The following is a 15,291-nucleotide window of genomic DNA, read 5'->3' as shown; positions in this document are numbered from 1 at the left end:
CTGCCACTGAAAAAATGCGTAGGTGTAGCCCGCCGCAGGCATCGCTCCCGCCAGAGAAGCAACAAGAGGTGTTAAATTTTATTGAGTTTCTGCAAGGTCAGCTAGCACAACAAAATATAACCATTGAGCAAATTGAGCCTATTTCATTTTTAGCAGCAGCTCAACAATTTGCTGGTTGTGTTGATGGTGGTCCCGGTGATTTAGCGACGAACAAACAATATCTTGAAGGTTTAGGAACTGAATGAAGCAGCGAGTCATCATCGATACGGGGCCATTAGTAGCCTTTATTAATCGCAGAGAGCATCTTCATACCTGGGTAATTAACACCTTAGCTACAATTGAGCAGCCGTTACTCACTTGTGAGGCTGTGATTGTAGAGACTTGTTTTTTGTTGCGAAATATTTATGGTGGTCAGGATACGGTGATGTCTTTGCTGGACGAGGGAAAGATATTAATTTCGATGTATTTGAGTGAAGAAGCGGCAGTAATTAAAGAATTGTTACGGATTTTGCAGTTTAAATGCGTTGAGCTTGTAATTATCCACTTCATGGGATGAAAAGCCGACTCACACCCCTATAACCATCAATATCAAGTACGATTTCAACTAAACGAGTTGCACAACGCTGTCGATACTCAGGGTCATTCAACAGGCGATCGGCATCACTAATGGTAATCACAGGCAATGATGTAGGAGTAATTTCTTCACGCATAACTTGTTCCAAAGAGTTCTGGCCCTTCATACTCCGATTGGCTGTCAACAGTATCATCTGGTTTGATTGAGCCAACTGCCAGACTACGCGATCATCACTATTAACTGGCAATTTCATCTCGTCAAAAGTGACAAATCGAATGGGAACCCAATCTAGCCAACCGCCACTCAAAATACTACCAGCCAGAACTACGGCGTGTCCTTTCAAGTTATGGTCAACCAAAAAAATCATGACCGAGACTCAAACTTGGCTTTTGCGGCTTGCAGTTTTGCTCGAATAGCTTCTTGACCAGGTTTTGGTGGTTGTGCTGCAATTCGGGCAATTAGCTCACGATTTTTTTCCTCATAATACTGTCGAAGTTCTTCGGCTTCTTTGAGAACAAGCTCATATTCTGCTTCGACTTCGGGACGATTTGCTTCAATGTATGACAATGCAGCATTAATCTGATTATCTGTAAGCTCAAACAATCCCCGGATAAACTTAGGTGGATATTGAGCCGTCACATAGTCCATTACATCGTACAGAGTGATACGTGTACCTGCAATCGTCAGTCCACGCTCTGTGCGAATGATTGTCGATTGTCCATTTGATACTGTATTCATACCCATTTTTGGATTATCTCTTTCTATAGTAGCTTATATTCATGCTGGGTGAAATTAAGCGTAGACGCCCAGCGGATTGTCGTCAGACATCGCGTCTAATTCAGGAATGTGTTCAGTTTCGTAATTTTCAATTAAAACAAAGTTTGCATTATTCTTTCCACTTTCCTTGATCATCAAAGTTCTTGTTTCTGCGCGTGGTGCTGTTGCGACCATAGTAAAGTCTCCTTTATAGTCCGTGCGTCAGTCCTAAATTCTTGTGGTTTAGTCTGGGAAAGCCAGACCAGTCTGAGGGTCACGGATATACAGTCCTAATGTGAGACTACGCATAACTTCATCCCAAACAGGTATTAATTGCTCTGCTTGATCTGCCCAATAATCAAATGTAATTAAGCACTGAATATTTGACCCCAAACCAATGCAAGTCCGGGAAAAAGCTTCCCGTGGCTCTGTTTGGGTGTCGATAAACTTAATCTCTGTCCACACAATTCTGGCGGTTTGGCGCTTGACGGTGATGATTTCTCCCCTCTCAATCACGTTGCGACTGTCGTCTTCCATAACTTTCTTCAGGATGGCTTTTAGCGGAAAGACGCTCCAGTCGTTGGGTGGTAGGCGATTAAAAGATACTTCTAGACAACAATCATCCTTGGGCGGTTTTTTGTCCATGAACTTGAAGGATTTTTCTTGTGGCTCAAAAACCCACTTTTGGGGAACATTGAAGCGAACAGCCCCCCGATCTGCAACAAATATTTTGTAGCCTGATGGAGATTCCCAGCGATGGTCAGGTTTGAGTTCAAGGGTTTCTTTGATCCAGTCAAGATTGCTTTTTTTACGCTTTGCCATAGTGTTTTTGCTTTCTGTGCTAAAGACAGCTTAGGCTACGCTGTCTTTGTTAATATTATCAAATTGCTATGGGAATCATATTTGAATTTTGAAATAATACGTAGTTAGGGCTATGCCCAATACTGCGTAGGTTTTTTACGTAGTTGTTTTCTCGCTTTTAGCTTAAACCGATGGAAATGGGTTAAAAGCCTGCCTAGTAAGCTTTGTAGGGGCGCAAGGCCTAGATACCCTACTTTATCTATGAGCAATCAATTTATTGCAGGGCGGGGTTTCGGGCAAAACCTACGCAGTATTGCTACCACATCCCGGTTTTCTAAGCCATAGCCCTACCTAGGTATATTTCAAAAATTAAATAGGAGTTCTATAGTATGATTGGGGTAGTCTGTCGCAAAGTGCAATGGGGATGTTATCTGGTAAATTTCTAACTTTTGAATAGATAGCATCTCAAACTTCTGGATGATACTAAGCGTTTTTGATTTGTGCGACCTTACATGGGTAAGCATAAAGACCCAACATTAAGAAACGCAACAAAAAACAATGCCCGATCAAACATTCAGAAAAAACATTCCAGAGATTGACCCAACCGAGATAGAAGATTCTCGAATTGCGATCGCCGACGAACATCGCTCTTTCCTAGAAAAGGTCATGGTTAAAGGCGGATTTGCAGATCCCTATGACGCTAGAGACTTTAGCGAAGTAGTTTTTCGCGTCATGCGGGACTTAATGACGACCGCAGCCATCGATCGCGTTGAGGCGGAACTGCATCAAGAGGTTGTACCTACAAATGAGAAAGCACTCCAGATGGAAATAGCAGACCTCTGGAAAGACACTAATCCGATAGTAAGATTTTTAAGTCGAATACGTCAACCTTTAAAAGGTCCGGCTCCGATGGGAATTGATTCCAATCTATTTCTGACACGAATAGCCAATGAAGCAGGACTTCCAGGAACAATTAAACCAGAGCAAGCACTTAAAGCGGTGTTTTTTGCGACCAAAAACGAACTTTCCCAAGCGCGGATTCAGGAAATTGCTAGCTGTCTCCCTGACCGTATCTGTCAGCTTTGGAAGCAGGCTTAATTAGGGCTTGCTGAAAAAGTCCAGGATTCCTTGCTTATGTAGTCGGTAGGGTGCTTCAGCATTAATTCCTTTTCATGATGAAAAAATTTACCGAAGCTGACGCACCCTACTTACTATATTCTGTAGGGTGCGTCAGCATTAATTTCTTTGAAATATGAAAAATTTTACCCAATAATTGGAGCTAATCGTTGCTCAACTTCACAAATATAGTCTTTCAAACCCGTATGCACACCTCTTTGACGTAAAAGTTCTAAACTTGTTTCTTCCCAGCACTGCTGTTCGCGTTCCATATTTTGGCTCGTTAGCACCTCGACTACTACTTTTGGATTTCTAATTCGATCAGGTTCTTCCTGTGAAGTAGAGCGTAGTCTGTGTGACTCTATGCAAGGATCAAAACTCAATTTAGTTTTAATTTCTTCTATAATTTGTTCCTCTTGTTGATTAGAAGGAATAAACCCATTTAGAACCCATGCTTCACGTTTTGGAGCAGCCGCACCAATAACAATTTCTAATTTTGACTCTAGATTCGTATGTTGTAAGCGTGCTTGTTCAATCCCTTCCCTACGTTCTGGTTGATTGTCTAAATCACGTATCAAAATAACTGCTCTAATCTGTCGTGTTTTTTGCAAATAACGTATCAAATTAAGAACCTTGATAGATGCTGCTCCATCAGCTTTTAACGGTACACCAGGACTATGATGACCTCGATATCTTGGTAATCTTAAACCTGATAATTCCAATGATTCCAAAATTTTACTAATGTCTTTCCAGCACGAATATTCGGTTCCTGCTTGTAAACCACACCACTTAAAACAATACTGAAGATTATCATCCTCTAACCAATCAACTTTTTCTATCAAAATGCGCTCTGCTAATTTAGTAGCCGTTCGTGCATCTGCACCACTTTCCACTATCACAATGAACTCAATCACTACCTTCTCCTTCCACAACCCAATCTTCACCCTCAGCATCCCAAAACTCACCAGTTGTTAAGGTTTGCTTTGCCCATTCCACATCAGGATGTTCATCCAGGCGTTTGGAGATTGTGAACCCTGAATTACTGTTATTTAATATATGTACTTGAGAAGGAACAAGCTCATCAATAATATATGGCGAGTGAGTAGAAAAAATAATTTGCAGATTTGGATTATCTTGAATAATTTCTTTAAACACAGTCATCAATTCCCGTTGTGCTTTGGGATGAAGTCCTTGTTCTATATCATCTAGTAAAACTAAATTAGGTTGATTAGGGTTCATCAACACAGTTAACAATCCTAAAGTTAAAATTGTTCCTTCGCTAATTGCGTGGGCGGGAATACGTTCACCTGTATTCATGTCTAATATAACTTCTTGCCCTGTCATTTCCTGACTTTCGTCATAAGAAATAGATTTACCATCAACTTCTATTAAACGTTTGCGGACTAGTGGAACTTTTGCTCTTTTTATTCCAATTCTTCGTACATTTGGCACAATTTTACTCAATTTAGCCCCTATTAATTCAAATTTGTCTGGAGCTTCATTACGCAAAAAATCTAAAGTAGGTGCTAATAACGAACCATCAAACTCAACTCTTGGTGTCTCTTCATCGCTATAAGCTGCTTTGGCGAGATTGCTTGCTACTAACTTTAGGTAAACAGTATGCCTTAAAGATTTACGGATTATATCTGGAGAATCACTTAAAGAACTTGTCCATCCTTCTGAATAATTTTGCCTTTCATTCATATTCCATGATGCTGTCGGCTGCCAATAATCATTGTTTTGATACTGCCAACTATAAGCAGCTTGCCAATATTGGGAATGTCTAAATCCCCAAAAACCACTCGCAGTAACAGACATATTTTGTTTCCCAATTGTTGTAATGAATTGAGGAGATTTGTCATACTGAAATATTCTGGCAAATGATGAATCAAGTCCAGCAAGTCTACTGAGATTATGCAATGCTTGTAATACTGATGTCTTACCAGCACTATTTTTTCCTACGAGTCCATGCAATCGGGAGCCATCAAAATTAAGTTCTGTATATTTATGACTTTTATAATTATGAAGTATTACCTTTTCTAGCATTTGATTGTTGACATCCTTCTATCTAAAAGTAACCTTCTTTGATTTAAGCAGTTTATTAGTAAATCTGGGCAATCTGTTTAACTATTTTCTTCACAAAAGTATCCAAATCTACTTTACCATTCATTTGCGTCTTTCATTTTACCCCGTTCGATTGGGGTAGTAGTGGACCAGAGATGAGATCGCACTGTTAGGTTACGGATTGCTTGAATATCTTGTTCTAGGTCTTCTTCAGTGTAGGCCAAATAAGCTTGTTCACCTTTGAGGAATTCATAGGTTTCCCATCGAGAAGAAAAGTTCAGCATTCGGTGGACTTCGGCGGCTCCAATACGACCTTGGCGATAATTATCCGCTGCGATGAGTTCTAGAATTCTGCGGGAAATGTTGGTGGGTTGCACTTGTAATTGATTTGCGATATCGTCGGGAAGTTCAATGATTATTTGCATAAGTTATCCTCCAAGGTTAATTAATAAATCATACCAAATCAAAGGTAGGGTGTGTTGTCACAAAGAGTAAACACACCACATCAATTTTCAGATTCAATTCAACTCTGCTTATAAACCATCTCCATTCTCAACTTCTCAACTTCCATCCTCAACCTTTCATTCTCCCTCCTCAACTTCCCATTCTCCTCCCTAATTAACTCAACTTCATCCCGCTTATTCAAAGCCTGATTAATCGCTAACTTTCGCATATCTAACGAAAACCAACGCTGATAAGTTTGAGTATGCACCTGCACACTATGCCCCAAATTATCCGCCGCCGCTTTAATGGGAATTCCCAAAATATGCGCCCGAATTGCCCAAGCATGACGTAAATCATAAGGCTTAAAATCTACACCTATTTTCCGAAACCACCAACTAACTCGCTGTGTTAATGCCGTTATTTCTGCATGATTGGTATTATCTTTTTTCCTGATTGCTATACCCAACATCTCTAAATATTTCGGATTTGTCAAATCAAATTCCTCAATCCATTGTTTATATAATGGTAACGCTTGCCTTTCGCCAGTTTTGCAATCTTTATGGACTTTCCAAGTTAAATCTATATTCTCTTTGCTTAACCACCAATCAATATCAGGATTAATAAATAGTTCCCGTGGACGTAAACCAAAAACTGCTAACATGCCATAAGTCCAGCGCCAAAGTTGCCAGCTATCTTTCACATCTTGATTAACTTGATTTCCTCGGTTATTCAAGTAATCTTCAAACTTGAGAATTCCTACAGATATGTCCGCATCCGTCGGTATATTACGGGCATTATTTGCCGGCATTTTGGAATATTTAGATAAGTCAATGTCAATTTTGAATGTAAAGCAAAAGGCTGATATGGCTCTAGCTGCATTATATCTCGCCCATTCTTTATCGATTTTTTCAATTGAACTAATCAGATTTTCCGCCGTCGCGAAATCTTTGGGGTTGGTAAATCGCTTAGTGCGGGAAAAATAATAGAAAAAAGTATGCTCGCTTTTGGTTGTGCGTTTGTGAGTCTTAAAATACTCTTCGGCAAAATTTTCGAGTAATTCGCCTATGGTTTGTAAATCTTTTTTAATTGCTTCATTTCCTAAATACTTATCATTCCATTCAAAGGTTTTGCGGGCAATTAATTTGCCTAATTCATAAGCTTCTTCCTCAGCGGTCTTCAGTCCATCCAAGTTGGCGGGAATATTTAAACTGAGATTGTATTGCTTTCTCCCAGTGGCATTTTTGTCCGTGTCTCCTGGTTTAATTGGTAACGTCGCCCGCAATTGCAGACTGCCATTTGATTCGCGAATTGTTACCTTTGCCTTTGCAGACTTCAACCGCAGATTTATCTGTTCTAATTCCTGTAATATTTTTGCTCTCATGTGTTCTCTTTGCTGGTGTGCTTGCAGACTTGAGCCAAGAAAACTGCCGTCGGTAGATGAGACAGGCTCTAAGTCTGCAAAACCTTATTGATATTTGTCTTGACCCTGGTTATGTATAGCAACCGCCAAAGTGCTTAGGACATTAACTGATGATAAAACCTAGACACAATCAGACTTGTAACCCAGTCCCCAGTCCCCAGTCCCCAGTCCCGAGTCCCCAGTCCCCTGCTATATCGCTGTGTTTTTAGCCTAGGTTTAGCCTAAAAATAAATGTGTTATCAGTAAACAATGTTTATCTCTGACATTGCTTACTGCAAACATTAGAGTGTTGAAAGCCATTAAAGCATAAAAAGAATTACTCCGGTCCTTACCACGGTTACGACGGCTTTGCTATCTTCGCTCGTGACATGGATTTGGCGCTCAATAGCCCAACCTGGGGATTAATTGGCGCTCCCTGGAATAAGAAGGCTCAAGCTAAAGCTAAGGCTAAAGCTGCAGTCTAAGGAAACGGGAAAAAAATAAATAGGGATAGCCTGGGGCTAAAACCCCAGGGGGAAGTTGGGAATTCAAAATTCAAAATTAAAAATTCAAAATGGAATTTTGCTTTTTGCATTTTGAGTTTTGAGTCAAATTCCCAATCTCCACTCCCAACTCTCGTTACCCATATCTACCACGAATTCTCATTCCTCCTCAGGCCGGGATTCCCGCGCCTCTAGAAATTATAGCCAGCTTGGAGATCCAGAAATGCCTCAGAATCCAGATAAAATTCAAGATCACGTCGAACTATTCCACCAGCCGGAATACCAACAATTATTCCAAAACAAAAAGGAATTTGAAAACGGTCACGACCCCGAAGAAGTAAAGCGGGTTGCAGAATGGACCAAGAGTTGGGAGTATCGTGAAAAGAACTTCGCTCGTGAAGCTTTGACCGTTAACCCTGCTAAAGGTTGTCAACCTTTGGGCGCAATGTTTGCTGCTGTGGGTTTTGAAGGTACTTTACCTTTCGTTCAAGGTTCTCAAGGTTGTGTGGCTTACTTCCGTACCCACTTAACCCGTCACTACAAAGAGCCATTCTCTGGTGTGTCTTCTTCCATGACTGAAGACGCAGCGGTGTTCGGTGGTCTGCAAAACATGATTGATGGCTTGGCGAACTCTTACCAGCTCTACAAGCCAAAGATGATTGCTGTTTGCACCACCTGTATGGCTGAGGTTATTGGGGATGACTTGCAAGCCTTCATTAACAACGCTAAGAACGCAGGTTCAGTTCCTCAAGATTTCCCAGTTCCCTTTGCTCACACTCCTAGCTTCGTTGGTTCCCACATCACTGGCTACGACAACATGATGAAGGGGATTCTGACTACCTTGACTGCAGGTAAGAAGAAATCCACCAGCAACGGTAAAATTAACTTCATCTCCGGTTTTGACACCTACGTTGAAAACATCCGGGAAGTTAAGCGCATTGCGTCTCTGTTCGGCATTGACTACACCATTCTGTCTGATAACAGCGACTATCTAGATGCACCTAACACTGGTGAATTTGATATGTACCCAGGTGGTACTAAGTTAGAAGAAGCTGCAGATGCAATTAATGCTAAAGCTACAGTTGTGATGCAAGCTCACTCTACACCCAAGACCCGTGACTACATCGCCAAAGAATGGCAACAAGATGTTGTAGTTTCTCGTCCTTGGGGTATCAAGGCTACTGACGAATTCCTGCTCAAACTCAGCGAATTGAGTGGTCAGCCCATTCCTGAACAACTAGAAATCGAACGCGGTCGCGCAGTTGACGCCATGACTGACTCCCATGCTTGGGTTCATGGCAAGCGCTTCGCTATCTACGGCGATCCCGATCTAGTTTACAGCGTAGTTGGCTTCATGCTGGAATTGGGTGCTGAACCTGTACACATTGTGGTTCACAACTCCAACGACGTATTTGAGAAAGAACTGCAAGCATTGCTAGATTCTAGCCCCTTCGGTAAGGATGCAAAAATCTGGGGTGGTAAAGACTTGTGGCACTTGCGTTCTCTAATGTGTTTGCTATCAGGATAAATGGGGATTTATCAGTGGGGTCAATCCAAAATCCAAAACTTGTACTGAGCGTACCACTACGTGGAAACAAGCTACGCGCAGCGTCCCGCTCTTAAGTCGTTGGCGTAGCCTCTGTCTACGACGCCGAAGGCTACGTAGAGAAGTATCCAAAATTGTCTGACAGGGGAAGCGCAATAAAAAGCTCACAGATAACAGAAAATTTTAGCCGGCTAGCTATGAATGAAAGTAATGATGGAGCCGCTACAAATGAAACGACGTGAAACACTAGCCGAATTAGTCGCACGAACAGTAGTTGAATTTGAACAACGTGAACTCGAACTGCAAAGAGCGCAGATGCATCAGGTGCAACCACGGCAAACAAGCAGAACCAAGCGTAAATCTCAAAAAGTTGCTTAGTGCAGGTATAGCAATTTTACATCAATGGGGTAGCATCTACCAATATTCTGCGATCGCGCTTCATTGTTCTGCTCACTATGGTAATGGCACATATATCATGGCATCCTGACATAGGTTAGACTTCAAGCAGCACAGGGCTTGACCGCATTTCCTGTATGGGAGTATTTTTTAGGGCGGTGGATAATTGACGTAGGCGATCGCTTACTTCTAGGTTCGACTCTTGCGATCGCAATTCTGGTGGTATCTCTGCTAATAAAAGTGGATTTCCTTGCAACCATTCATTGAGAGCCACCCATGTCCATGTTCCTTGTTTTTCTGTGTTGAATTAAATAATTTGACAACAATCCATGCTTGATTTGATAAATTTTTTGATCACTTTTATAAGCTAAATTTTTTAGTCTAAGCCAGACCAAAATAGCGCAGGCAATATGGTTTCTTTGAATCCGACCTTTGCGACATTGACATGATTCAATACCAGTCAATTGTTTTATTTCTTGATGTTGGCAAAGCCTTTCCGAAGGGTAACTTCTCAATCTTCCAACGCACCTTACACACTTTTTGCACAATGGAAGTTGAGTCTTGAGATAAATCGTTGGTAGCGATAAAATCCGTTTTTCCACCAGCACGCTATTTGGCTTACCTGTTGGAGGCTTCGTTGGTGGAAGTAGCGGTTTTAACTTGTCCCAGTGTTCGTTACTCAAGTCTCCTCTATTCATCAATACAACCCTGCCTGCGATTGCGCGAAGCGCACTGCCGGAGTCAATCGCCTATTTCTTAGGATACAACCAGTTTGAAAACACGCCCTAGACCAAATGGCGATTTATAAGTTGTCCACTTGGCTAATGTTGACATCTGGCGTTAGTTATTTTTACTAAAGCGAGTGGTTTGAAGTACGTAACAACACGGTTTGAGTAACTACCTGTTACTCAGTGGTTAAATACAGTGGTAGAGCCATTTGTTCTAGCAAATTGTGATGGAAAGATTTGAAATAATAAATTTTACGATTTCTAATATATTGCTAATAAAATTGTTTTCTTTCCTGCTCATCACCTGATGTGATAACTAAATAAAGAGGAGAATTATAAGCATTACCCTTCCAAGTATATTTATAACTCCAATATTTTGTCTCGTTGAGAGAGATTGTTGTTCTTACTGTCGTCCCGCTTAGTCTATTACCATTCTCATCTTCTATGTCAATATCGAACTCAATATCGAAATTGGTATTAGTATCCAAAGGGGGCTCATCAATTTCAATTTCATACTTAAACTGAGCTTTGCTAAGTTTACTTTGTTTATTTGATTGCTTAAATGACAACTTTACAAAAGCTGCTAGAATTAAACCACTCGCCGGAAGGGAAAGTGAAAATAGATAATTCCATAGTATCTTTTGTGCAATTACACTATTAATATTCTTTAGAAAAGAAATTGAAAAGCCAATAGTTGTTCCCAAAAACATTGTCAAAAATTTTCTTCTTTTAGTTATGCAGCTATTATTCTTAGACATCATAAACTCTTACCTTATTTTAAATCATTTCCAGTTAGCAGACATATCCCAGCAAAAATATAAGCAAATTATGTTATCTTTAATTATGTTTTTAACAATCTCTAAGTAATTTATATTCTTTACCATCTACTTTCAAAAAATAGTTGACTTCGCTTAATTTTATATCAACAGTAATCTCAGCTATTCTAGTTCTCCCGTATTTCATACAAGTAAATTGACTCAATAATTTGTGTTTACCTATATGAACACGTTTGATAATAGGGGTGTTCTGATTAATTTGAAGTTTTAAATTGACAAGACCCATAATTAAATTTGTAGGATTCCAAAAATTTAGCGAGATATAATCCAATCTAATAGTATTTGTATCAACTAAAGCGTCAACAACTGCGCTAAATGTAGCTGCATTTTGTGTTGAATTATAATCATCAATAACTGAATGTTTTGAATCATCATCAACATGATTAGAATTTGACTGCGATGGATCAATAACTTCAACTATTTTGCTAACAACAGAACTCAAACCTTCGGAAGTCTTAACTCCGACTCTATCAGCAAGAGTAGGAGAGTAATGCACAATGTCTTTATACGATACATTATGCCAAAGAGGCAGTATACTTTTTACCCCTGTAATTTCCTTTGCATTCAGTCCATTTAGTTCTTTCTCAGTCCATACTTTTTTAAAAAAATTATGACTGAGTACAACAATTCCATATTTAGAATTGCTAAGACCTTTATCGATTGAACTACGTAGGCTATCTCCGAGTTTTAGAGAAAATTCATCATACCAAACACGATAATTTCTCTTTTGTAACTCTTGAGCTAGAGGTCTAACAAAGCTATCCTTATCTTCACTCGCATGACTAATAAACACATCATACTGATCAGTCATAATTACTTCGATCTAATATTATTTGTTTATTCTTCTACTCCAGCAATTACTGTTAACGCATTTGCATACTGCTCCAAATCTTTCCTCAGCGATTCCAGTTCTTCTCGCAATTTTGATTCTTCAGGCCATTTCTGCTCATGCTGTTTCGGACTCAAGTTAGGAGGGCGTTCTGCCTCCCATGTTTGCAATAAGGGATGCCACTTGGCAAGGAAAGGACGCAAGCCATTATTTAGCACTGCGATCGCAATACCCCCAACAGAATCACGGGATGCTCCAACATCCGGGCCAGCTTCTTTTAGAATCTGTCTTGTTACTGGAAACAAATTGTATAAAGATGTCAGAGCTTCTCGCAAAAGTCCTTGATCAGCTTCTAATGCTTGAACAGCAATGCGGGTTACAAGTTCAACGTACAGTGACCAAGCTGCTCTACGCTCTGTTGGATCAGCTTCCCATTCAACAGAACCAATGCCAAACGGAAGGCTAAAAGATACTTTTTTTAATTTTGCTGGGTCAAATCTAGGCATAAGTTCGTAGTGATTAGTACCTGTATTACTGAATAACTACATTATACAGGACTTACGCAACTGGCACAAGTGATCGCCTGCGACAAATAATATTGAGTAGCAAAAAATACACAGCAAGCATGGGAATATCTGGACGTTTTCTTTTAGTTAATTTTTAACTAAAATCGCCCGCGTTTTTTGCTTTACTATTTATTTATAATCTGGCAAAACCTCAAAAAGCTTACGTATTTATACTGTTTTTTACATACAACATACAAATATTAGATTGCTTGGATTAATCACAAACAGGAACCTCACCACTAAGGGCACGGCATTGCCGTGCCCCTACAAAATATGTGGATATGTGGTTCAATGAACTGAAAATTGGTGTAAGTTCAAACGCTTATACCGTTTCACTTTAAGTATGATACAAATACGTTGGTAGGGGCACGGCATTGCCGTGCCCTTACGCGAAATCTATATGTATCGGAGTTTTGGTGAAATGGTATTACCCGACATACATTTTACCCCACCCCTCAATCCCCTCCCCGCAAGCGGGGAGGGGACGTTTTGTCGTCAGACAAAACTGGGGTGGGGTAACGCGGATCTTTTAAAAGTATTATAGCTAACACCAAAACCTCAGAAACCTAACCCCCCTACCCCCCTTCCCTACAAGGGAAGGGGGGTTTCAAAGCCTCTCCCCTTGCAGGGGAGAGGTTTGGAGAGAGGTTTCAAATCAACATCCTCTAATTACAAATGCAGCAATTCCACTGCAGTCACCAACTTACCATCTACCAATATTCTTTTCACACACCCTTGAAGTAAAGTTTGTTTATCCTCCGCCTCTAAACCTTGCCAATATCTCTCGTTAGAAAATGCCACAACAATTCGCTCTTTGGCGATTAAATATTGTTTGGATGCATTATTAGTCAGAGAAATAGCAGTTGCAATTTGCATTCTGATATCTTCTTTAGCTTTTTCAATTGCAGGATTTGATGGTAATGCTTCTAAAGTATTTAAAGATGTGCGAAGTGTTTTGATTTCTGGTGCTTCTTCTGTAAAATTAACTTCTTGTTCTAGCAATCCAGCTAACCGTTCAGCTTCACTAATTAGATGCTGAATTACTTGTTGTTCTAATTCATCAGAAGCAATCATCCGTCCGTTATGACAAGCACCTGTGCGGTAAAAACTGCATTGGTAGTGATGACGAATAAACCCTTTGCGTTTAACTAACTTTTTGCATTGGCGACTATAAGCGGCGCCACAATGAGCGCATTTAACTAAGTTAGCAAAGGGATTAGTAGATTTTTGTTCTGTCGCCCAACGATTATTCCGATTATTACGAATCATCGCTTTTATGCGTTCGTGTTCCTCACGAGTAATAATCGCTTCGTCTTCGTGGGTTCCCCAAATCACTTCCCATTCATCAAAGGGTTTGCGATGTCCTTTAGGACGAACTACTGTGTTATATAGTGTCCCCCCGGCGTAGATAGGATTTACCAAAATGGAACGTAACCCAGAAACTGACCATTTCAATCCTGTGTGCGGATAACGAAGATTTAATCCGCTGCTGCGAGATTTGTTGATATTCTCTAACAAGATTTCGTCTTCCGCCTCTAGGAGGTTCATTCTGTTATCGGTAGCTTTGGACACTGCTTTGGCTTGAATACCTAAAATTTCATGCAGTAATTTAACTGTTTGTGACACAGTACCGACTGCCAAAAAAGTATCAAATACCAATCGCATCAATTGCGATCGCGTTAATTCTTCTTTCCCTTCAATCAAACAAACGCAGAGACGGTCATCGCGTTTGTATTTGTCATCTTCAACCATATACCCCAATGGTGCATTCCAATGGGGTTTTTTATTTGCTTTGCGGGTGTCGCGCTCTTTCTTAACTCGCATCGCCAGCATTTTCACCTCATACTTAGATGCTGCTAGTCTTACATCTATTGTTAACTCACCACCAATACTCGACAAATCAAACGGCTCATCTAAAGCATAAGGTTGTATACCTTTCTTTTTCAATGCATCCATCAAACGATAAAAGGTCATTGATGAAGATGTTAAACGATCAATCCGAATAAATAACAACTTTGAAACCTTACCAGGCGCAGATATGTTGATATCTTCAATCAACTGTAAAAGCCCTTTGCGCTGGTCACTGGTACGACTTTCCACGTCGTAATATATGTGTGTTGCTCCAGCACCACGCAACCGACGCATTTGTTTAATCAACGCGCCTTCATCTTCAGCCTGTTCATCTGTACTAACGCGAGCATATCCCCAAACATCCATATATCAAACCATAGAAGCGTTACAGCAATTTTCACGCAATAACCACATATCCTTGTAGGGGCGCAAGGCCTTGCGCCCCTACCGGGTGGACTTGCGCCCCTACCGGGTGGACTTGCGCCCCTACCGGGTGGACTTGCGCCCCTACCGGGTGGACTTGCGCCCCTACCGCGTGGACTATTTACCTGAAAACTGCTATAAATTAATTTAGCATGATAGCAAACACATTAGTTCACTGTTGTTCACAGAACCTGTTGACTTGCTCATCGGTAACACCTACGGTAAGTACCTGTGGCGTGACACCAAGATTCCCCTTGTCAGAATCGGCTATCCCATCATGGATCGTCACCACTACCACCGCTACAGCACCATCGGTTATCAAGGTGTGATCAACTTGCTCAACTGGGTAGTAAACACCGTCTTTGAAGAAATCGATCGCAACACCAACATTCCTTCTAAGACTGACATTTCCTACGATTTGATTCGTTAGAAATCAGATTACCTAAAACAGTGCTGAGT

The 15,291-nt window shown here is 40.6% G+C and carries 17 protein-coding genes and 3 pseudogenes; 6 read left to right on the top strand and 14 right to left on the bottom strand.

Annotation, left to right across the window (positions count from 1 at the left end; genetic code table 11):
- The first annotated feature begins 14 nt into the window (after positions 1 to 14).
- On the top strand, positions 15 to 245 hold the full coding sequence (locus HEQ19_22225; GenBank protein WYM01820.1) for a hypothetical protein: 231 nt from the start codon (positions 15 to 17) through the stop codon (positions 243 to 245).
- Entirely contained in the window at positions 242 to 556 is a 315-nt protein-coding gene (locus HEQ19_22220) for a PIN domain-containing protein (protein ID WZI66984.1), read from the top strand. The genes HEQ19_22225 and HEQ19_22220 overlap by 4 nt, the downstream gene beginning before the upstream one ends.
- Here the strand turns inward: HEQ19_22220 and HEQ19_22215 are convergent.
- Genes HEQ19_22215 through HEQ19_22200 form a run of 4 tightly spaced genes read right to left on the bottom strand, consistent with a single transcriptional unit; the run spans position 546 to position 2,152 of the window.
- Complete coding sequence (locus HEQ19_22215) at positions 546 to 941, bottom strand: ACP S-malonyltransferase (protein WYM01819.1); 396 nt, start codon at positions 939 to 941, stop codon at positions 546 to 548. The two genes, HEQ19_22220 and HEQ19_22215, sit on opposite strands and share 11 nt — an antisense overlap.
- A complete protein-coding gene (locus HEQ19_22210; protein WYM01818.1) occupies positions 938 to 1,312 on the bottom strand; it encodes a DUF433 domain-containing protein in 375 nt (124 codons plus the stop codon). The genes HEQ19_22215 and HEQ19_22210 overlap by 4 nt, the downstream gene beginning before the upstream one ends.
- Before the next feature lie 54 nt (positions 1,313 to 1,366).
- The gene (locus HEQ19_22205; GenBank protein WYM01817.1) at positions 1,367 to 1,525 is read right to left on the bottom strand and encodes a hypothetical protein; all 159 of its coding nucleotides are present in this window, start codon (positions 1,523 to 1,525) and stop codon (positions 1,367 to 1,369) included.
- Positions 1,526 to 1,573: 48 nt separating this feature from the next.
- Entirely contained in the window at positions 1,574 to 2,152 is a 579-nt protein-coding gene (locus HEQ19_22200; protein WYM01816.1) for a hypothetical protein, read from the bottom strand.
- Between the two features lie 537 nt (positions 2,153 to 2,689).
- Between HEQ19_22200 and HEQ19_22195 the strand changes: the two genes are divergently transcribed.
- Positions 2,690 to 3,229, top strand: a complete 540-nt coding sequence (locus HEQ19_22195) for a DUF2267 domain-containing protein (GenBank protein ID WYM01815.1) — start codon at positions 2,690 to 2,692, stop codon at positions 3,227 to 3,229.
- A 164-nt stretch (positions 3,230 to 3,393) separates the two neighbouring features.
- Here the strand turns inward: HEQ19_22195 and HEQ19_22190 are convergent, their stop codons facing one another.
- The 4 genes and pseudogenes from HEQ19_22190 to HEQ19_22175 all read right to left on the bottom strand — a co-directional run bounded on the left by HEQ19_22190 (position 3,394) and on the right by HEQ19_22175 (position 7,253).
- Complete coding sequence (locus HEQ19_22190) at positions 3,394 to 4,191, bottom strand: hypothetical protein (protein ID WYM01814.2); 798 nt, start codon at positions 4,189 to 4,191, stop codon at positions 3,394 to 3,396.
- Entirely contained in the window at positions 4,154 to 5,293 is a 1,140-nt protein-coding gene (locus HEQ19_22185) for an AAA family ATPase (protein ID WYM01813.1), read from the bottom strand. The genes HEQ19_22190 and HEQ19_22185 overlap by 38 nt, the downstream gene beginning before the upstream one ends.
- 113 nt (positions 5,294 to 5,406) lie before the next feature.
- Positions 5,407 to 5,736 carry a UPF0175 family protein gene (locus HEQ19_22180; protein ID WYM01812.1) on the bottom strand — a complete coding sequence of 110 codons (330 nt, stop codon included), beginning with the start codon at positions 5,734 to 5,736 and terminating at the stop codon, positions 5,407 to 5,409.
- 98 nt (positions 5,737 to 5,834) lie between these two features.
- Positions 5,835 to 7,253, bottom strand: a pseudogene (locus HEQ19_22175) (site-specific integrase).
- Between the two features lie 627 nt (positions 7,254 to 7,880).
- Between HEQ19_22175 and nifK the strand changes: the two are divergent.
- Together nifK and HEQ19_22160 are read left to right on the top strand one after the other, a co-directional pair.
- Positions 7,881 to 9,185: a nitrogenase molybdenum-iron protein subunit beta gene (gene nifK / locus HEQ19_22165; protein WYM01810.1), complete on the top strand. Its 1,305-nt coding sequence runs from the start codon at positions 7,881 to 7,883 to the stop codon at positions 9,183 to 9,185.
- A gap of 246 nt (positions 9,186 to 9,431) precedes the next feature.
- A complete protein-coding gene (locus HEQ19_22160) occupies positions 9,432 to 9,581 on the top strand; it encodes a hypothetical protein (GenBank protein WYM01809.1) in 150 nt (49 codons plus the stop codon).
- A 115-nt stretch (positions 9,582 to 9,696) separates the two neighbouring features.
- Here the strand turns inward: HEQ19_22160 and HEQ19_22155 are convergent, their stop codons facing one another.
- The 6 genes and pseudogenes from HEQ19_22155 to xisF form a co-directional block, all read right to left on the bottom strand.
- Positions 9,697 to 9,873 carry a hypothetical protein gene (locus HEQ19_22155; GenBank protein ID WZI66983.1) on the bottom strand — a complete coding sequence of 59 codons (177 nt, stop codon included), beginning with the start codon at positions 9,871 to 9,873 and terminating at the stop codon, positions 9,697 to 9,699.
- Positions 9,860 to 10,196 (bottom strand): annotated as a pseudogene (locus HEQ19_31250) (transposase). The gene HEQ19_22155 and the pseudogene HEQ19_31250 overlap by 14 nt, the downstream one beginning before the upstream one ends.
- Before the next feature lie 403 nt (positions 10,197 to 10,599).
- On the bottom strand, positions 10,600 to 11,031 hold the full coding sequence (locus tag HEQ19_22150; GenBank protein WYM01808.2) for a hypothetical protein: 432 nt from the start codon (positions 11,029 to 11,031) through the stop codon (positions 10,600 to 10,602).
- A gap of 145 nt (positions 11,032 to 11,176) precedes the next feature.
- Complete coding sequence (locus HEQ19_22145) at positions 11,177 to 11,974, bottom strand: toll/interleukin-1 receptor domain-containing protein (GenBank protein WYM01807.1); 798 nt, start codon at positions 11,972 to 11,974, stop codon at positions 11,177 to 11,179.
- A 26-nt stretch (positions 11,975 to 12,000) separates the two neighbouring features.
- A complete protein-coding gene (locus tag HEQ19_22140) occupies positions 12,001 to 12,498 on the bottom strand; it encodes a hypothetical protein (GenBank protein WYM01806.1) in 498 nt (165 codons plus the stop codon).
- 729 nt (positions 12,499 to 13,227) lie between these two features.
- Entirely contained in the window at positions 13,228 to 14,775 is a 1,548-nt protein-coding gene (gene xisF, locus HEQ19_22135) for a fdxN element excision recombinase XisF (protein ID WYM01805.1), read from the bottom strand.
- A 220-nt stretch (positions 14,776 to 14,995) separates the two neighbouring features.
- Between xisF and HEQ19_22130 the strand changes: the two are divergent.
- Positions 14,996 to 15,262: pseudogene (locus HEQ19_22130) on the top strand (nitrogenase component 1).
- Positions 15,263 to 15,291: the final 29 nt, after the last annotated feature.

Source organism: Gloeotrichia echinulata CP02, from assembly GCA_038087035.1.
GTDB classification, from domain to species: Bacteria; Cyanobacteriota; Cyanobacteriia; order Cyanobacteriales; family Nostocaceae; genus Gloeotrichia; species Gloeotrichia echinulata.
The sequence above is the reverse complement of the archived record's forward strand: the minus strand, read 5'-3'. Positions and strand labels throughout refer to the sequence as shown.